General features: G+C 61.2%; 16 protein-coding genes. 9 read left to right on the forward strand and 7 right to left on the reverse strand.

All coding sequences use genetic code 11. From position 1 onward, the window contains the following. The first annotated feature begins 60 nt into the window (after positions 1-60). The 3 genes from ACZK33_RS10420 to ACZK33_RS10430 all read left to right on the forward strand — a co-directional run bounded on the left by ACZK33_RS10420 (position 61) and on the right by ACZK33_RS10430 (position 2789). Positions 61-651: a TetR/AcrR family transcriptional regulator gene (locus ACZK33_RS10420; RefSeq protein ID WP_423174714.1), complete on the forward strand. Its 591-nt coding sequence runs from the start codon at positions 61-63 to the stop codon at positions 649-651. After that, entirely contained in the window at positions 648-1682 is a 1035-nt protein-coding gene (locus ACZK33_RS10425) for a DUF418 domain-containing protein (RefSeq protein ID WP_423174715.1), read from the forward strand. The genes ACZK33_RS10420 and ACZK33_RS10425 overlap by 4 nt, the downstream gene beginning before the upstream one ends. Positions 1683-1781: 99 nt before the next feature. Beyond that, a complete protein-coding gene (locus ACZK33_RS10430; RefSeq protein ID WP_423174716.1) occupies positions 1782-2789 on the forward strand; it encodes an aminoglycoside phosphotransferase family protein in 1008 nt (335 codons plus the stop codon). A gap of 142 nt (positions 2790-2931) precedes the next feature. Here the strand turns inward: ACZK33_RS10430 and ACZK33_RS10435 are convergent, their stop codons facing one another. The 7 genes from ACZK33_RS10435 to amaB form a co-directional block, all read right to left on the reverse strand. Then, complete coding sequence (locus ACZK33_RS10435) at positions 2932-3819, reverse strand: DMT family transporter (RefSeq protein WP_423174746.1); 888 nt, start codon at positions 3817-3819, stop codon at positions 2932-2934. A 32-nt stretch (positions 3820-3851) separates the two neighbouring features. Continuing rightward, positions 3852-4913 (reverse strand): UDP-N-acetylmuramate dehydrogenase, encoded by a 1062-nt coding sequence (gene murB, locus ACZK33_RS10440; protein WP_107431775.1) that lies wholly within the window; start codon positions 4911-4913, stop codon positions 3852-3854. 8 nt (positions 4914-4921) lie between these two features. Further along, complete coding sequence (locus ACZK33_RS10445; RefSeq protein WP_423174717.1) at positions 4922-5977, reverse strand: quinone-dependent dihydroorotate dehydrogenase; 1056 nt, start codon at positions 5975-5977, stop codon at positions 4922-4924. Positions 5978-5985: 8 nt separating this feature from the next. Further along, positions 5986-6756, reverse strand: coding sequence for a class I SAM-dependent methyltransferase (locus tag ACZK33_RS10450; protein ID WP_423174718.1), 771 nt, complete (start codon positions 6754-6756; stop codon positions 5986-5988). Between the two features lie 5 nt (positions 6757-6761). Beyond that, positions 6762-7046 (reverse strand): DUF4190 domain-containing protein, encoded by a 285-nt coding sequence (locus ACZK33_RS10455; RefSeq protein ID WP_010484694.1) that lies wholly within the window; start codon positions 7044-7046, stop codon positions 6762-6764. Positions 7047-7347: 301 nt separating this feature from the next. Then, positions 7348-8157, reverse strand: coding sequence for an SDR family NAD(P)-dependent oxidoreductase (locus ACZK33_RS10460; protein ID WP_423174719.1), 810 nt, complete (start codon positions 8155-8157; stop codon positions 7348-7350). Positions 8158-8197: 40 nt separating this feature from the next. Continuing rightward, positions 8198-9730, reverse strand: coding sequence for an L-piperidine-6-carboxylate dehydrogenase (amaB, locus tag ACZK33_RS10465; protein ID WP_049398541.1), 1533 nt, complete (start codon positions 9728-9730; stop codon positions 8198-8200). 520 nt (positions 9731-10250) lie between these two features. Here amaB and ACZK33_RS10470 point away from each other — a divergent pair. The 6 genes from ACZK33_RS10470 (at position 10251) to ACZK33_RS10495 (ending at position 19111) form a co-directional block, all read left to right on the forward strand. After that, positions 10251-11618, forward strand: a complete 1368-nt coding sequence (locus ACZK33_RS10470) for an undecaprenyl-phosphate glucose phosphotransferase (RefSeq protein ID WP_423174720.1) — start codon at positions 10251-10253, stop codon at positions 11616-11618. Positions 11619-11701: 83 nt separating this feature from the next. Further along, positions 11702-12205: a low molecular weight protein-tyrosine-phosphatase gene (locus tag ACZK33_RS10475; RefSeq protein ID WP_423174721.1), complete on the forward strand. Its 504-nt coding sequence runs from the start codon at positions 11702-11704 to the stop codon at positions 12203-12205. A gap of 53 nt (positions 12206-12258) precedes the next feature. Beyond that, entirely contained in the window at positions 12259-14472 is a 2214-nt protein-coding gene (locus ACZK33_RS10480; RefSeq protein WP_423174722.1) for a polysaccharide biosynthesis tyrosine autokinase, read from the forward strand. A 120-nt stretch (positions 14473-14592) separates the two neighbouring features. Beyond that, on the forward strand, positions 14593-16053 hold the full coding sequence (locus tag ACZK33_RS10485) for a lipopolysaccharide biosynthesis protein (protein ID WP_423174723.1): 1461 nt from the start codon (positions 14593-14595) through the stop codon (positions 16051-16053). Between the two features lie 939 nt (positions 16054-16992). Beyond that, the gene (locus tag ACZK33_RS10490) at positions 16993-17904 is read left to right on the forward strand and encodes a glycosyltransferase family 2 protein (protein WP_423174724.1); all 912 of its coding nucleotides are present in this window, start codon (positions 16993-16995) and stop codon (positions 17902-17904) included. Positions 17905-18037: 133 nt separating this feature from the next. Further along, positions 18038-19111 (forward strand): hypothetical protein, encoded by a 1074-nt coding sequence (locus tag ACZK33_RS10495; RefSeq protein ID WP_423174725.1) that lies wholly within the window; start codon positions 18038-18040, stop codon positions 19109-19111. The last annotated feature ends 3 nt before the right edge of the window (positions 19112-19114 follow it).

The raw sequence follows: 19114 nt of genomic DNA on the forward strand, positions 1-19114 counted from the left end.
CCCGGCGTTGGCCGGATTGCCAGCTTCTAATTGGACGAACGTTCGTTCACTATTTGTGCCATGAACCGAGCCGACCGCAACGAGCAACGCATCGCACAGATCCTGCAGGCCGCCTTGCAGTGCTTCCTCGTGAAGGGATTCCACCAGACCAGCATGCGTGACATCGCGCAGGCGGCCGGCGTCAGCCTGGGCAATCTCTACAACCACTTCCCGGGCAAGGAAGCGATCATCCTTGCGGTGGCGGTGGCCGAGAGCGAAGAACTGGCACCGTTGCTGCAGCGACTGGCCGCGTCCGATGGCGAACGCACACAGGTGATGGCCTTCCTGCAGGACTTCCATGCGCTGTGCCGGCAGCCGGAATGGGCAACACTTGCGGTGGAGGTGCTGGCCGAGAGCGCACGCAATCCGGCCGTCGCCGAGGCCTTCGCGGCCAATCGCAGGCAATTGCAGGCGACGCTGGCCGAAGCCCTGCAGCAGATGGCACAGCGCGAACGTCGGCGTCCCGTACTGGCGCCGGCACTGCAGGCGCAGGTGCTGCTGGATGCCATCGAAAGCGACGCACTGCGTCGGGGGCTGGGCGAAGCCGAGGGCACCGATGAAGCATCGCTGGAACTTGGCCTGCTCGTGCTGCTGCTGGGCGCACGCGCATGAATGCTGCTGACCGGCGGTTGCACGGGCTGGACCTGGCGCGTTACCTGGCACTGGCCGGCATGGTGCTGGTGAATTTCCGTCTGGCGATGGCCGTGCCGGCAGAGGGTGAGGGTTGGCTGGCAGGGTTCTTCCATCTGCTGGAAGGCAAGGCTTCGGCGACGTTCGTTACGCTGGCTGGCTTGGGCCTGGTGTTGGCCACGCAGCGGCAAGGGTGGTGGCCGGCCAGCGTGCAGACCTGGAGGCGCGCGCTGTTCCTGATGGTGCTGGGCCTGCTCAACCTGACCCTGTTCCCGGCCGATATCCTGCACTACTACGCGGTGTATTTCGCGTTGGCAGTGCTGTGGCTGCGTGCCTCGCCGCGGGTGTTGCTGGCCAGCATCGTGGGCCTGGCGGCCTGTTCGTTCTGGGCGTTGCTGCATTGGGATTACAGCCAGGGATGGAACTGGCAGACGCTGGAATACGCCGGTCTGTGGCAATGGCCGGGCGCGGCCCGCAACCTGCTGTTCAATGGCTTCCACCCGTTGATGCCGTGGCTGTGCTTCTTCCTGCTGGGCATGCTGCTGGCGCGCCTTCCGTTGTCGCAGCCGCGGGTGCAGCATGCATTGCTGGTGCTGGGGCTGCTGCTGATCGGCGCCGGCCAGGGCGTGCAGCATATTGCGCAGGGAACGCCGTGGCAGGCGTGGCTGGGTACGCAGCCGATGCCGCCAGGACCCGCCTACGTGCTTACCGGTGCGGGCGCGGCCTGCAGTGTCATCGCCGCCTGCCTGTGGCTGGCACGGGTACATCCGGGCGACTGGCTGGAGCCGTTCACCGCGGCCGGGCGCATGACCCTGACCCTGTATGTGGGTCACATCCTGCTGGGCATGGGCACGCTGGAAAGCCTGGGCCTGCTCGATGGCAGTGCATCGCTGGCGTCGGTGCTGCTGTGGGCGCTGCTGTTCCTGATGCTGGCGACCGGCGCGGCGTGGCTGTGGTCATGGCAGTTCGCGCGCGGTCCGCTGGAGGCGGTGATGCGCCGTATTGCAGGCTAGTTCTCTGGTCGTGCCGAGGTGATGTTGTGACGGACATGTCTGTGTCGTGGCGAGCGCATCTGCGATAGTGGCGGCAGGTAACACTTTCCGCTTGCATCCATGTCATTCGCTTCGGCGCAGCATCTCGGCGAAGTCCTGCAACAATCCTATGGCATCACCCCCACCGCCGTGGTGCCACGCCCGGTGGGCGCCGACGCCAATGCCAGCGTGTATCGCGTCGATGCGCGGCACGGGCAGTGGTGGTTGAAATGCCGCACCTACCAGGTCGACCCATCGGTGTGGGACAGCCTGCACTGGATGCGCGGCACGTTGGGTATCGATGAGATCGTCGCGCCGTGGCCGGCACTGACCGGTGGTGCGTCGGTGCAGCGTTGGGGATTGCAGTTCACCCTGTTCCCTTATGTGGAAGGCCAGTCCGGGTTCGAGGCAGCGTTGAGCCGCACCCAGTGGAAACGGCTGGGTGAGGTGCTGCGGCGCCTGCACGGTGCGCAGCTGCCGGCGGAACTGCAGCAGGCGCTGCCGATCGTGCGGCTGGAAACCGCGGCGCTGGAGACCGTCGGGCAGTGGTTGGCCGGCGAGGGCCTGGCGGCCGCGAAGGACGGGCTGGGCCGCGCATTCGTTTCGGTATGGGACCAGCAGCATGCGCGCATCGCGGCGCTGCATTCACAGGCACGGGAACTGCTCGCGACCTTGCAGGACGTGCCGGTAGACCTGCATCTGTGCCACACCGATCTGCATGCCGGCAACCTGCTGATGGGCAATGACGGGGGCCTGCACCTGATTGATTGGGATGGCCTGTCGCTGGCACCGCGCGAGCGCGACCTGATGTTCATCGGTGCGGCGGTTGGCGGGCGCTGGGGGCGCGAGAATCCGCTGGGCTTCGAGGACGGCTACGGCAGCGACCGCGGCGACCCGCGCTGGATCGCCTGGTACCGGCACTGGCGCATCCTGCAGGACCTGATCGAGTTCCAGCAGGTACTGCTGGGCAGCGACGGTGAGGAGCGTTCGCCGCAACTGCGCCGGCAGTCGCTGCATTACCTGGGCGAGCAGTTCGCACCGGGCAATGTGTTCGATGCGGCGGAGCGGGTGTATCGGGTGCTGGATTAGGTTCTGGGCCGTTGCCAAGATCGCGCCGGGTAGAGTCGACTGTTAGTCGACTGCTCTTCGACTGGAACAGGCAAAGCCCGCGCTGGGCGCGATAGTCGACTAACAGTCGACTCTACCAAGGGCTTGTCCATCGAGGCGGTTTTCATTCGGCGGGCTTGGCTGCCGCCGACGCCGCTGCGCTTGCGGCGCGGCGCGACAGCACGGCCTCGCGATGGGCGATGTAGGCGTTGGCGGCGAGGATGATGCCGGCACCGATGATCGTCCAGCGGTCCACCGTTTCGTTGAACAGCAGCCAGCCGAACAGCGTCACCAGTGGCAGTTGCAGGAAGCTGATCGGGGTCAGTGCCGAGACTTCACCCAGGCGCAGCGCACGCGTCCACAGCAGCTGGCCGATGGTGCCCAGCACGCCGGTGGCCAGCAGCCACAACCACGCCATGCCAGTGGGCCAGACCCAGACGAACACTGCCGGCACCAACGACAACGGCACCCAGAACACGTACGTGTAAAGCACCACGGTGTCGGCGCTGTCGATGCGGGTGAGCTGCTTGATCTGGATCGCCACCAGCGAACTGAGCACGGCCGCACCCACCGCCACCAGGCTGCCAACGGTGAAGCCCGCGGTACCGGGGCGCACGATCACCAGCACGCCGATGAAGCCGACAACCACCGCCGCCCAGCGACGCACGCGCACGGTCTCGCCCAGCCACAGCACGGCGGCAATGGTGACGAACAGAGGGGTGGAGTACGAAAGCGAGACCGCCTGCGCCAACGGCAGATGGCCCAATGCCCAGAAGGCGCACAGCATCGAACCCAGGCCGATCGCACTGCGCACGAAGTAGCGCGGCAGCTGTTGGGTCTTCAGCGGCGCGTGGCCTGGCCGCAGCAGCATCGGCAACAGCGCCAGCAGGCCGAAGGCATTGCGGAAGAACGCCACTTCCTGGGTGGGCACGTAGCGCGTGGCGTAGCGGATCGCCACGGCCATCAGGCCGAATGCCATCGTGCTGCCGAGCATCAGCAGCGCCGCCCGCATCGGGGTGGCGCTGGGGGAGAGGGCGGGGGTGTTCACCACTGTGCGCCGAGCAGGCGGGGCTCCGGTTCGATTGGCACGCCGAACTTCTCCAGCACGGAAGCAGAGATGCGTCGCGCCAGCGCCAGCAGTTCAGCGCCGGTGGCGTTGCCGTGGTTGACCAGCACCAGTGCGTGGCTCGGCGCCACGCCAGCATCGCCTTCGCGGAAGCCCTTCCAGCCGCAGGACTCGATCATCCATGCCGCCGAGACCTTGCGCTTGCCGTCCTGGTCGGACGGGAACACCGGCAGCTCGGGGAAGTGCTGCAGCAGCACGTCGACCTGTTCCAGCGGCAGCACCGGGTTCTTGAAGAAGCTGCCGGCGTTGCCCAGTACATCCGGGTCGGGCAGCTTGCGGCGGCGGATCGCGATCACCGCATTGGCCACGTCCACCGCACTGGGCAATTCCACACCCTGCGCCTGCAGTTCCTCGCGGATGCCGGCGTAGTCCATGCGCAGGTCATGCAGCAGTGGCAGCTTCAGTTCGATGGCGGTGATCAGGTAGCGGTCCATCTGCTGCTTGAACACGCTGTCGCGGTAGGCGAAGCCACACTGTTCGTTGTCCAGCCGCACCCAGGCCTGTTCCTGGCAGTCCCAGGCTTCGACGGCCTGGATGAACTCGCCGACCTGCGCGCCATAGGCGCCGATGTTCTGGATCGGCGCGGCACCGGCGGTGCCGGGAATCAGGGCCAGGTTCTCCAGGCCGGACAGGCCTTCCTGCAGCGACCACATCACCAGGCCGTGCCACGGCACACCGGCACCGGCGCGGATCACGGCATGGTCGGCGCGATGCTCGAGGAAGCTGATGTCACGGTTGCCGAACACCAGCACGGTGCCCGGCAGGTCCTCGGCGATCAGCACATTGCTGCCGGCACCCAGCACCAGCAGCGGGCCGCTGGCCACTTCGGGCAATGCCAGCACTTCCGGCAGCAGCGTGGGATCGTGCAGTTCCAGCAGCTGAGCGGCGCTGGCCTGCACATGGAAGGTGTTCAGCGCCTGCAGCGGCGCATTGCGGGTGAGCGTCCAGCGCAGCGGGGCGTTGCCGTCGACGGTATCCATGGGCGCACTCACAGTGGGGCCACCGCGCCGCGGCTCGGCGCTTCGCGGCGGCGACGGATCGCCTCCACGCATTCGGAGACGAGGGCCGGGCCGCGGAAGATCAGGCCGCTGTAGCACTGCACCAGGGCCGCACCAGCAGCCATCTTGGCCACGGCGTCGGCACCGGACAGGATGCCGCCAACACCGATCAACGGCACCGACTCGGGCAGGCGCGAACGCAGACGGCGCAGTACCAGGGTGGACTGCTCCAGCACCGGCGCGCCGGACAGGCCGCCGGCCTCGTTGGCCAGCGGGTCGCCGGCCACCTTGCTGTGGTCGATTGTGGTGTTGGTGGCGATCACGCCGTCCACCTGCAGTTCGCCCAGCACGCGGGCGGCGGCATCGATGTCGCGCTCGCTGAGGTCCGGTGCCACCTTGACCAGCATCGGCACGCGGCGACCGTGGTGGGCCGCGAGATCTTCCTGGCGATCGCGCAACTGGCTGACCAGCTGGCGCAGCGCGGTTTCTTCCTGCAGTTCACGCAGGCCGGCGGTGTTGGGCGAGGAGATGTTGACGGTGATGTAGTCGGCCAGCGGGAACACCTTGTCCAGGCAGGCGATGTAATCGTCCACGGCCTGTTCGTTCGGGGTGTCCTTGTTCTTGCCGATGTTGATGCCGAGCAGGCCGCGGCGGTTGCGCGCGCGCTCGACGTTGCGCACCAGCGCGTCCACGCCCGCATTGTTGAAGCCCATGCGGTTGATGATCGCGTTGTGTTCCGGCAGGCGGAACAGGCGCGGCTGCGGATTGCCGGCCTGCGGGCGCGGGGTGATGGTGCCGATTTCGACGAAGCCGAAACCCAGCGCGAACAGCGCATCAATGTGCTCGCCATTCTTGTCCAGGCCGGCGGCCAGGCCGACCGGATTGGGGAAGGTCAACCCGAACACCGTGCTGGGCATCGGCGCGATGCGTGCGGCCAGCAGCGGCGTGGTGCCGGTGCGGTAGGCCAGGTCCAGTGCGGACAGGCCAAGGCCGTGGGCGCGCTCGGCGTCGAGCGAGAACAGGAAGGGGCGGGCAAGCGAATACATGCGTCGGTTCAGTCCAGCGTGCCGAGGAAGGCTCGGGTTCGATATTCAAAAGCGACCTGGCCGTCGACCGCGTGGGCGGCGAACAGGTGCTGCAGAGCGTCGATCATCGGCGCGTGACGCGGATGACCGGCTTGCGGGGCATAGGAGGAGGACAGCAGGCGCCCGCGCAGGGCGTCGAAGTCCAGGTGCTGCACGTTCGGCAGCTCGACCATGCCGCGCAGGCCGGGGCCGAACCAGGCCTGCATGGTGGCATCGTCCTGGTAGCGCTCGGCCACGGCGGAGTAGTCGGTGCCGTAATCCAGCAGCAACTGTTCGTAGCCGACCAGGAACGGACTGGCATCGAGCAGGCGCGAATTCCAGTAGATCAGTGCCAGGCCACCCGGGCGCAGGATGCGCTGCCACTCGGCGCGCACCGCCACGGTGTCGAACCAGTGGAAGGCCTGCGCGACACTGACCAGATCGATGCTGGCGTCGTCCAGTGTGGTGGCCTCGGCGCGGCCGTCGACCGCGCGGAACTGCGGGTACTGCGGTGCCAGCCATTGCTCGGCCGCGCCCCGCATGGCGGCATTGGGCTCAACCGCGACTACCGGATGGCCGCTGGCCAGGAACAGGCGACTGGAAATACCGGTACCGGCGCCGATGTCGGCGACCAGCGCCTCGCGGCTGACGCCCATCGGGCCGTGCAGCCATTCCAGCAGCGCGGGTGGGTAATCGGGCCGGTAGCGGACGTAATCGGCGACGCGGCTGCTGAAGCGTTCAGTGCTGTCGGAGGCGGTCATGGCAGTCAGTTCGACATCGCAGCGAGCCAGGCCAGGCCGCCGAAGAACAGGATGAAGACCAGGATGGCGGCGATCACCGCGCCGACCATCACCCAGCCCAGTACCAGACCGGTGACGGCCAGGCCATCGCCTTCCAGTTCATGCGGGCGGCGGCGGATCTCGGCGCGGGCCATGTGGCCGGTGATGATGGCCACGATGCTGGCCACGAAGGGCAGGACGGTCCAGCTGGCGATGCCCATGACCAGGCTGACCACGGCCAGGGCGCTTGTCTGTCGGGGTGCCACGCTCATCGGGGTCCTCCTTGGCAGTGTGCACATGATAGTGCCTCTGCCCGGGCAATCCCATGCCCGGCGGATGCGATGGTGGGCGTCGACCTTGGCAGACGAAGGGCATTCCAGCCAGGTAGGCGTCGACCTTGGTCGACGAAAGGCATGCCAGCCGTGGTAGGCGTCGACCTTGGTCGACGAAAGGCATGCCAGCTGTGGTAGACGTCGACCTTGGTCGACGAAAGGCATTCCAGCCGTGGTAGGCGTCGACCTTGGTCGACGAAAGGCATGCCAACCAAGGTAGGCAACTACCGGAGTGCCGGTGTCAGCCCATCAACACCTGGCCACCATCCACGTTGAGCACATGGCCGGTGATCCAGCGCGCCAGCGGCGAGCACAGGAACAGGGCTGCATCGACGATCTCGCGCGGGTGGCCGAAGCGGCCGAACGGAATCTTCGCCAGCGTACCGTGGTACAGGGCGGGATCTTCGGTGCGGCGGCGGTCCCAGAGGCCGTCATCGAACTCGATCGAGCCCGGCGCGATGGCATTTACCCGGATCCGGTCCTTGGCCAGCGCCAGCGCCTGCGAGGTGGTGTAGTGCGAAAGCGCGGCCTTGGCGGCGGCATAGGGTGCGCCACCGGGACGCGGCTGCTGCGCGGCAATCGAAGACAGGTTGAGGATGCAGGCATCGCCGGATGCGCGCAGCCACGGCAGTGCCAGGCGTGAGGCGCGCACGGCGGCCATCAGGTCGATCTGCAGGCTGGCGGCCCAGCCGTCGTCGTCGTCGGCCATGCCGTAGCCGGTGGCGTTGTTGACCAGCACGTCAATGCCACCGAGCGCGTCGGCAGCGGCCTGCAGCCAGGCCTGGATCTGGCCGGGGTCGGCCAGATCGGCGGAAAACGCGTGCAGTTCGAAGCCCTGCGCCCGTGCATCGGTGCGCAGGGCATCCAGACCGGCCTGGCCGCGCGCGCAGACCGCGACCTGCGCGCCGGCGCCGGCAAACGCCAGCGCCATTTCACGGCCAATGCCCTTGCTGCCGCCGGCGATCAGCACGCGGCGGCCGGTGAAATCAATCACCGGCTTCCCAGCCTGAAGAGCCGAGCCATGCTCGGCTGCATTACCTGCGGTGTTCATGGCGCATCCTGCCGAGCATGGCCCGGCACTACAGATAGCGTTACAGATCGAACTTGATGCCCTGCGCCAGCGGCAGCGAATCCGAGTAGTTGATGGTGTTGGTCTGGCGGCGCATGTAGACCTTCCATGCATCCGAGCCGGACTCGCGGCCACCGCCGGTGTCCTTCTCGCCACCGAAGGCGCCGCCGATCTCCGCACCGGACGTGCCGATGTTGATGTTGGCGATGCCGCAGTCGCTGCCGGCCGCCGACAGGAACTTCTCGGCGGTCTTCAGGTTCTGGGTGAAGATCGAGGACGACAGGCCCTGCGGCACGCCGTTCTGCATGTCGATGGCTTCGTCGATGCTGTCGTACGGCATCACGTACAGGATAGGCGCGAAGGTCTCATGCTGGACCACGGCGTCGCTGTTCTTCAGGCCCGAGACGATCGCCGGCAGCACGAAGTTGCCTGCGCGGTCGATGCGGGTGCCGCCGGTTTCGATGGTGCCGCCGGCCGCCTTGGCCTGGGCGATGGCATCGAGGAACTGCTGCACGGCGCCATCGCTGTTCAGCGGGCCCATCAGGTTGGCGGCATCGGTCGGGTCGCCGATCTTGCCTTCGACCTGCTTGTAGGCCTTGACCAGCGTGGCCAGCACGTCGGCATAGATCGAGCGGTGCACGATCAGGCGGCGGGTGGTGGTGCAGCGCTGGCCGGCGGTACCGACCGCGCCGAACACGATGCCCGGCACGGCCAGCTTCAGGTCGGCGGTTTCGTCCAGGATGATGGCGTTGTTGCCACCCAGCTCCAGCAGGCAGCGGCCGAGGCGGCGCGCAACCTTTTCGTTGACGGTGCGGCCAACCTGGGTCGAGCCGGTGAAGCTGATCAGCGGCACGCGGCGGTCATCGACCATCTTCTCCGACAGCGCGGTGCCGGCATCGTTGATCAGGAAGAAGATGTCCGGGAAGCCGGCTTCACGCAGGGCGTCGTTGCAGATCTTCAGCGAGGCGATGGCGGTCAGCGGCGTCTTGTTGGACGGCTTCCAGATGCACACGTCGCCGCAGATGGCGGCCAGGAACGAGTTCCAGCTCCACACCGCGACCGGGAAGTTGAAGGCCGAGATGATGCCGACCAGGCCCAGCGGGTGGTACTGCTCGTACATGCGGTGGCCGGGGCGCTCGGAATGCATGGTGTAGCCGTACAGCATGCGGCTCTGACCCACGGCGAAATCGGCGATGTCGATCATCTCCTGCACTTCGCCGTCGCCTTCGGGCTTGCTCTTGCCCATTTCCAGCGCAACCAGCGAGCCCAGGGCGTCCTTGTGCTTGCGCAGCGCTTCACCGCACAGGCGCACGGCTTCACCGCGGCGCGGAGCCGGCGTGGTGCGCCAGACCTTGAAAGCTTCCTGGGCGCGGGCGACGACGGTCTCGTACTCGGCCTCGGTGGTCGCGCGGACCTGCGCGATCGGCTCGCCGGTGGTCGGGTTGACCGGGGTGATCAGCTCACCGCTGGTCGCGCTCGACCACTCCCCGTTGCCCAGGTACGTGCCAGCGTTGATCGCGTCCAGGCCAAGGGACTTGAGCAGCTCGGAAGACATGCAGACTCCTGTGTTTCGTTACGTTGTTTGGCGCCATCGCGGGCAGGTGGGGGACGCGATGAACAGAACCGCCGATGGTAGCAGAGGGAGGTTGCTGGGCTTTGGTGCGGTGCGGGGTGGGGTGAGCTTGAGACTGTCAATTTGCCGACATGCGATCCGGACGTGGATGGATGATTTCGACTCAAAATGACGCACATTGACTCATTGTGACACATATGAAATTCACAATAATTCTAGGGACTTACGTAACTTCCTGACGATAACTTCATTCAGTCCCCGACTTGACGTTCCTATCTTTTGCTTCGGACTTCATTCACAATCCCTCCACATTTAATTGACGCAGCCTCGATATTTCCGTGCTGGGTGGGGAGTCCATGCACGTGACCGCGGACGCTCCGGCGTCCGGTCGAGCAGGTATTGGAGAAGTGCTTTGCTACATGGATCAGTAGAAGACCTTCCCGCAGAGCGGGCCCGGGCGGGTCGCCGCCGCGTCGAGGCCCGAGCCGCCCTCGAATTGGGGTTGCGCCTGGGCGATCTGGTGCTGCTGCCGGGTATGGCAGTGCTCTCCCACATCCTGATGTCTGGGGCAGGGGCCCCTGATTCCTCCCAGCGCATCGTGTTTGGTGCATTGATCCTCAGCGCCGTCATCTGCTTCTCGGTGGCGCCGGTTTATCGCAACTGGCGGATGCGCGGACTTCTCGCTGATCTCTGGCTGCTGCTGCTGGCGTGGTCTGCCACCTTCGCGTTGTTCTCGCTCTACGTCGTCCTGGTCGGACTTGCCGATGCGGTCCCCTCTACCTGGCTGATCGGCTGGTATGCCTTTGGCTTGGGCTCCATGGCTGCACTGCGCGTACTGCTGAGAGTGCAGTTGCATCGCTTGCGTTCACGCGGGATGGATCATGAGCGGATCCTGCTGGTCGGGCTGCGGGCGCCTGCCTTGAGGCTGCACCGTCTGCTGCGTGGTAAACCAGAGCTTGGCAAGGACGTCATCGGCTACTTCGCCAGTGCAGGCGATATCGCTACCCGTCGTGGTGGGGATGCGCCGTGCAGGCTGGGACGGCTGGAAGACGTTCCGCAGTACATGGATCAGCACCGCGGAGAATTCGACCAGGTCTGGGTGTCGATGCCGATGGGGCACGCGGCCGCGATCAAGGACATGCTCAAGCAGATCGAGCGATTTCCGGTGCCGGTGCGCCTGATTCCGGATACCTCGGGGCTGGGTGCGTTGAATCCCGGCGTACACCAGGTGGGTGACGTGCCGATGATCGGCGTACGCCAGGGTCTGGTGGATCATCGCTTCCGCCTGTTCAAGCGGGTTGAGGACATCGTTGTGGCAGGCATTGCGGTGATCCTTCTGGCGCCGTTGTTTGCCGTGCTGGCCATTGGCGTGAAGCTGAGTTCGCCGGGGCCGGTGCTTTTCCGGCAGAAGCGTCACGGACTGGGCGGCAAGGAATTCTGGATGCTCAAGTTCCGCTCCATGCGTGTGCATGCAGAGGGCGCGGGGCAGATCACCCAGGCAACGCGCGGTGATCCGCGCGTGACGCGGTTTGGCGCCTTCCTGCGCCGCAGCAGCCTGGACGAGCTGCCGCAGTTCTTCAATGTACTGGGTGGGAACATGTCCGTGGTGGGGCCGCGACCGCACGCGATCCAGCACAACAACCACTACGAGCGGGTGATCGAGCGCTACATGCACCGCCACTACGTCAAGCCGGGAATCACAGGCTGGGCGCAGGTGCACGGATTGCGTGGCGAGACCCCGGAGCTGCGCTCGATGAAGAAGCGCGTGCAGTACGACATCGACTACATCCGGCGCTGGAGTCCTACGCTGGACGTGAGGATCATCGTGCTGACGGCGTTGAAGGTTCTGGGGCAGAAGTCGGCGTACTAAGGTGGTCGATTTCTGGAACTGCGACGTAATTCCATGAATCTGTTAGCGATTTCATCGCCTGTAGTGTGCTTGTAAGGTATGCTGTGCGGCTGCCGCCGGCCCTGGATGTTCTGGTCGCGTGCGCCGCAAGGAATGCCACAGGATCCAGGTCAGTGTTCAAGAACGTTCTTTTTGTATGTGTCGGCAACATCTGCCGCAGTCCCTCCGCAGAAGTGATGCTGCGCCAGGCGGTCGAGGGCAGGGGCATCCAGGTATCCTCCGCTGGTCTCGGTGCGCTGGTTGGGCATGGCATTGATGCCACAGCGCAGGAGCTGCTGGTCGAGCAGGGCATGGATGGCCTGGCCCATCGCGCGCGCCAGATCGATGACGCCATCCTGGGAGCCGCCGATCTGGTGCTGACCATGGAGCGCAAGCACGTGCGTCGCATCGCCGAGATCGCGCCGCAGGCATCTGGAAAAACCTTCCTGCTGGGCAAGTGGCAGCAGGATCGGGAGATTCCTGATCCATACCGCCAGCAGCGCCCGGCGTTTGAGCATGTTTACAAGTTGATGGCCGAGGGTGTGGAGAGCTGGGCGCGGCACCTGTAGCGCTGACTTCTCATCTCTGACTGCACCTACATCCAATTGAAGAGTTCTTACTGATGACCACTGATACCCGTAGTCCGGCGCAGGATGATGCTGATGAAATCGACCTGCGGCAGTTGCTAGGCACACTGATTGACCACAAGTGGTGGATTGCCGGTATTACGGGGGCGTTCTTCGTCATTGCTGCCGCCTACGCGTTGTTGGCGACGCCCATCTATCGCGCCGACGCAATCGTGCAGGTGGAATCGAAAGTGCCGAGCTTGCCAGGCCTTTCTGATATCAGTCAGTCGCTTGGCATTGGAGGTGGCACGGCGGAGGCGACAACCGAGATCGCGCTCATCACCTCTCGCGCGGTTGTCGGTAGTGCTGTCGATGCGCTGAAGCTGGATGTCAACATCGAGCCCAATCGCTTCCCGCTCCTGGGTGGCTACGTTGCGCGCAAGGCGGAGCGTGCCGATCCTGATGCTCTGGCTGATGTACGCTTTGGCATGAGCCGTTTCGGCTGGGGCGGCGAGAAGCTGGAGATCTTCCAGCTGGACGTGCCGCGTGCGCTGCTGGCGCGCCCGATGACTCTGGTCGTCGGCGAGAACAGCGGCTATGAACTGTTCGACGAAGACGACAATCTTCTGTTGAAGGGGCAGGTCGGCAAGGTCGCCAGCGGAAAGGGGGTGACCGCGCAGATTGCCGAGATGCGCGCGCATCCAGGTATGCGTTTTGAAGTGACCCGCCAGCGTCATCTCACGGTGGTGGGAGAGCTGCAGAAGAAGGTTGCTGTAAGTGAGTCGGGCAAGGAGTCGGGCATCCTGACGCTGGCCTATGAGAATGCGGATCCTGATCTTGCACAGCGTTTCCTGCAGCAGGTCGCCCAGGCCTACGTGCGACAGAACGTGGAACGCAACTCGGCCGAAGCTTCTGCGCAGCTGACCTTCGTGAGGGAGCAGTTGCCCAACGTACGTAATCAGGTGGACGCCGCGCAGAAGGCGCTGAGTGCCTACCAGACGCGCGCCAACTCCGTGGATCTGAGCTTGCAGACCAAGGGCCTGCTGGATCAGGAAGTGGCTGTGGAAACCAGCATTCAGCAGCTGCGATTGCAGCAGGCGGAGATGGACCGCAAGTTCACGCGTGATCATCCGGCCTATCAGGCACTGATGCGGCAGATCGGAGAGCTGGAAGGTCGAAAGAGCGGATTCCAGGGGCAGGTGAAGCAGTTGCCCGAAGCTCAGCAGGAATTGCTTCGCTTGACGCGCGACCTTCAGGTCAGCAACGAGATGTATACCGGCATGCTGAATCAGGCGCAGCAGCTGGACGTTGCGCGCGCGGGTACGGTGGGCAATGTACGCATTGTGGATGCGGCCGAGGTGGATTCGACCACGCCAGTCAAGCCACGAAAGGCCTTGATTGTTCTTACTGGCTTGGCCCTAGGGGCGTTTCTTTCAATTGCCTTCGTCCTGTTGAAGCAACTGCTGAATCGTGGAATAGAGGATCCTGCTCAAATCGAGGAGCTGGGGTTGCCAGTCTATGCATCTATCCCGGTGAGTGTTCAGCAACAGAGTAATTCGGTCCGCGGCAAGTTCAAGGCAGACGGGAAACTCCATCTTCTCGCAGTCAAGGATCCCGCCGACCTAGCAATTGAGGCAGTTCGCAGTCTGCGTACCAGTCTGCACTTCGCGCGCCTCGAAGCAAAGAACAACATTGTTCTGATCTCAGGTGCCAGTCCAAACGCGGGCAAGACGTTCGTCTCGTCGAACCTGGCGGCGGTGATTGCTCAAGTGGGGCAGCGCGTGTTGATCATTGATGCTGACATGCGCAAGGGGACCCTTCACAAAGCGCTGGGTGCGACGCAGACGCCGGGCCTGTCTGATGTGCTGGTCGGCAAGGCGGATCATTCGCAGGTGGTGCGCGCGATGCCGGGGGTCGAGAACCTCAATTTCATCGCTCGCGGAGAGGTTCCACCAAATCCCTCGGAGTTGCTGATGCACCCGAATTTCACTCGGCTTCTGGAGCAGCTTTCCCCGAATTATGACCTTATCATCATAGACACGCCACCGATTCTGGCTGTCACGGATGCTGCGATCATTGCTCATCATGCAGGCACCTGCCTCATGGTTGCGCGTTTTGGCTTGAATCAGGCAAGGGAATTGGCACTCGCCAAGCGCCGATTCGAACAGAATGGGGTCCGCATCCGCGGCGCGATCTTCAACGCTGTTCAGCGGCGCGCGACTGGATACTACAGTTATGGTTACTATGATTATAAATCCCATGAAGCCTGATTCGAGCTTGTTCCACGCGTTCAAGCTTAGTTTGCGCTTTCGGTGATGTGAGCCACTTCGGATGCGTGTTAAACGGAAGGCGACATTGCCGGGTCGACTAATTCCAGCGAAGGATAGGTCATGACTGGCTTGGCAGCTGGGGCCGCGTGGATCGCGGCTTCTCAGTTTGTGCGAGTTGCCGCTCAGGTGGTGGGGATCTTCGTGCTTGCCAGGCTGATGGGACCGACGGAATACGGTTTGGTCGCCTTGGTTTCGGTTGTGTCGGCATTTGCGATCCTCTTCAAGGACTTGGGGTCATCTGCCGCGATTATTCAATCTGAAACACTTGATCCATCCATGACGAATACTGCGTTTTGGTTGAATATTGGATTCGGGCTAATCCTGATGCTCGCCATTTGCATCCTCGCGCCAAAAGTGGGAGGCGCATTCGGAGTGACTACACTTGTACCGGCATTGGGGGGGCTCTCGTTGGCTTTCCCTGTCTTGAGCGCATCGGCGGTGCATCAAGCTTTGCTCGAGCGATCGCAGCGCTTTGACATTGTGGCGAAAATTGAAATGCTCGCGGCAGGCGTTGGCATTGGTGTTGCTGTTGTCTCGGCCGCTCTCGGCGCTGGCGTCTACAGCGTTGTGCTGCAGACAGTTGTCGGAGCGGTTGTTTCCAGTGGCATGCTCTGGAAGGCCACTACTTGGAGGCCAGCTTCACCGCGGCAATGGAGCTGGTATCAGTTCGGTAGAATGTTGAGCTTCAGTAGAGGGTTAATAGGATTCAATTTCGTTAACTATTTTTCGAGGAACGCAGACATCGTAATTGTTGGGCGAATGTTGCCGACAGCAGTGCTCGGTGCATATTCGCTTTCCTATCGAATCATGTTGTTCCCCCTGCAGAGCCTGACAGTTGTTGTTTCAAGATCGCTGTTTCCGGCTATGTCTCGACTTCAAGGTGATCTGATTGGAATGAGGGCGGCGTACTTCGGGTCAGTGCGCGTCGTCTCATTCATCGTTGCACCTCTGATGATGGGCATCTTCCTCCTTCGCGAGCCATTTGTCCGGCTGGCATTTGGTGCGGAGTGGAAGTTGGCGAGCGACATTCTTGCGTGGCTTGCGCCAACCGGCTTCCTTCAAGCCATCCTAAGCACAACGGGGGTGGTCTTCATGGCAACCGGTCGAACCGGAGTACTTTTCAAGCTTGGCTTGGTGGGGGCTATTCTCCAAGTCGGGGCGTTTCTTGTCGGCGTTCGCTACGGGATCCTTGTAATGGCGGCGTGCTATCTAGCCGCGAATATACTCAACTCTGTCCCAGTCATGGGGGCCTGCATGAGCGCGCTGAAAGCGAAACCCAAGCAGCTCTTAGATGCTATATGGCGACCGCTGCTCGGCGCTTTCATAATGACTTGTTCCATTACGTTCATCTGGGGCGAGCGTCTCCAATCAGGAGGCATGGATTGGGTCGAAATGCTGCTCGTTGTGATAGCCGGTGTGTGTGTGTATTCGGCCGTTGCATGCGCTATTGATCGTGATTTTGTCAGTTCTATTTTGGGTTCGATTCGAGCCAAGGCTAGGTCTAGGAAGGAACTGAATTGATGAACTCTGGAAGTCAGCGCAATGGACAAAATGAAGTGCGAGGAGCGTGTTCGGGTGAATACGATCTTTGCATCTGCGTGCTGGTATATAACAAGATCTCGGCTGATTGTCGCACAATTGCGTCTCTCCAGAGAAATTTGCATTTATTCTCCAGTGTCCGAACCAAGCTTGTGATCTGGAACAATGGACCCGCTTCGTTTAGGTCTCATAGTATGATTGATCTATGGGGAAACCTCTCAGAGTGCGTTGATATCGAATTGTGTGAGACCCTGGGGAACTCCCCGCTGTCCACTGTTTACAATAGTATTCTTGAGCGCGCTAACTTCAGAAGATTATGCATCCTCGATGACGATTCTGATCCTGACGAGCTCTATCTTTCTGCATTGTGCGAACATGATGATGTAGACCTAATTGTTCCGAAGATTGTGGCCGCTAGTGCACAGCATGGTCCGAGAATTCTTGGAAAGTTGATGGTGGAGGGGCGGCATTTAATTGAGAGACCCTGCGGCTTCTTCTCCATCGGGTCGGGGCTTGCAGCGTCGAGAGAGTTGCTTGATAGAATTAAGAGTGCGTACGGTGACGCCTTTGATAGGCGATTTGCCTTCTATGGTGTTGACACAAGCTTCTGCATGCGAATCGAACGTCTGGCGCGAATTCAGGCGATTGAGGTCCGGTGCGAGGGAACGATTGAGCACGAACTTTCTCGATTGGCTCCTGGCTCTCGTCGCAGTCATTTCCGGCGGAGCGAGCGCGGGTGGGATCTTGGAATCACTCTTCGCCACTATCCAGAATTACGGCTCTTGAAGCCACTTGTTGGGACTTTGCTTCGCGGTCCATTTGGTGGTGTTTCAGTGTTGTCGATGATAAGAGGATATGTCCGAGGCGCGCATCCGCGGGCGATTGCGGATTGCATATGGGAGAGGCACGAGGGCGTGAGAGATGAGTAATGTGATCGTCAGCGTTGTGGTCCCCACTTTCAATCGAGCCAACTACCTTGGTCGCTCGATTGAAAGTGCATTGGCAGCATGTGATGGAATTGCCCATGAAATAATTGTGGTCGATGATCTCTCAACTGACCACACTGCGGCGGTTGTTTCCGCCTATGACAGTGCGATCGTAAAGTACGTGCGCTGTCAGAGTAGGCAAGGCGGCGGTGGGGCGAGGAACGTCGGTATATCGGTTGCGTCTGGAGAATTCATTGCTTTTCTTGACAGCGATACGGTATGGGCGGAGGAAAAGATCAAGAAACAGTTGCTTGTCTTGGAGTCATCAAGTGCACGGGTTGATGGCGTTTACTCGCTTGTGCGAAAAGTCGATCCGCAGGGTCGAGAAATTGGAATTTTTCCAAGAAGAATTCATAATGAGAATGTTTACGGAAACTTGCTGATTGATAACTTCATTGATACCCCTTCCGCGATAATTAGGAGGGAGGTTGCTTGCGAGATTGGAGGTTTTGATCCGATGCTTCCTAGGTTTCAAGATTGGGAGTTCTTCATTCGCGCGTCTCAGAGGTTCACATTCCTTGGGATTAATGAAGTTCTTCTGGATTCGATCGAATTGCCCGATGCGATATCCAAGAATGATTCGGCCCGAGTAGTTGCTTTGCTTAGTATATTTGATCGGCATTACCACCGCGACGCAGTTGGGCGAATGGTGTATCGTCGAATGGTTTTGAAGGTGGTTAATGGGATGAGTATATGCAGGGATTCATCATCTGCTCGGAGATTTATCAACTCAAGCAGGCTGTCCATTGCGGAGAAATTAGCTCTCTGGAGTGGTACTTTTGTGCCTGCTGCAGTTGTTAAGAGGATTAACTCACTGAGAAAAAGGATCCTCTCACGTGCTCAGTGAATGTGGGTACGATCAAGTGCGACTTCGATTAATCTCGCCATTGACAGTATTTCTGTCTTCATGGCTATTAGTAGCTTTGCTATACAGTCTTCGATTGTCGGAGCTCCAGCTCTACGATCTCTCAGAAATTCTGTTGGCGCAGCTCATTTTTATTTTACCCTTCTGTGCCTTCTACGCCGTTGGAATTTTGATGTTTCGCGCGGTGCGAAGTTTGTATGGCGGTAGACGGGATTTTGTTCAGACCGGCGAGGGATCCCAGGTTCCGGCGTGGGCAGCGCGGGTCAACGCAATGTGTCTTGTCTTTTTCGCACTTACTCTAGTTGAAGTCGCTGTCGCCGGTTATGTGCCGCTAGTGTCTATGCTGCGCGGCGCACAGATCTCGCACTTTTCTTTTGGTATATCCTCAGTGCATGGTCTTGTGCTGGCTCTTGGGGCATTGCTGTCTACTGCAGCGTTCTATTGTTACCTTTTGGGTGCAGGGCGACGGTACTTACTTCTCTCAGTGATGTGCCTGGGCGTTTTTGCGCTTTTGGTTACTCGAAAGATGATTGTTGTTTCTGTGCTGCAGATGTTGTTTATTTTTATTGCGGTAAAGGGCGTTCCGTCATTGGCCCGAATGGTCGTTATTGTTGTTTCTGGCGTAGCGGTTATCTGCTTATTTGGCTGGATTGGTGACGTGCGTACGGGCAGGGAGTTGTTCCTTTCTCTTTCTAATCCAGTTTTTAGCTATCCCGAATGGTTGCCAACTGGCTTTATGTGGATATACATGTATTTGGTGACGCCAATATTGAACTTTACCAATGCGATTCATGTTATATCCCAGTTTTCTGGGGATGCGTCATTCACGTGCTCACTTTGGCCGCGAGTGGTGAGAGGCGCGTTCGGATGCGTTGAAGTTGAAGATGCGTTTGCCTTTCCTTACCAGGTGAGTGGGGCGTTTAACGTAGCGACAGGGTACATAAGCATATTCATGTCGCTTTCCAAGTATGGCGTTGCAATATTTTCTGCTGCCCACGGATTTGTTGCTGCGTGGGTAATGGCATTCACTGGATCAAAAGTGTCCAGGGTAGTTGTATATTCAATAATAATGCAGATTACCCTTTTGATGGTGTTTGCTAACGGTTTTTTCAACCTCAATGTCCTGGCGCAGATTCCACTTGTGTGGCTCGTTTTTATGCGGCCTGGGCTGCGCCTTCGCTTTTGTTAGGGA

This window comes from Stenotrophomonas sp. 86156_Sma, assembly GCF_056481625.1.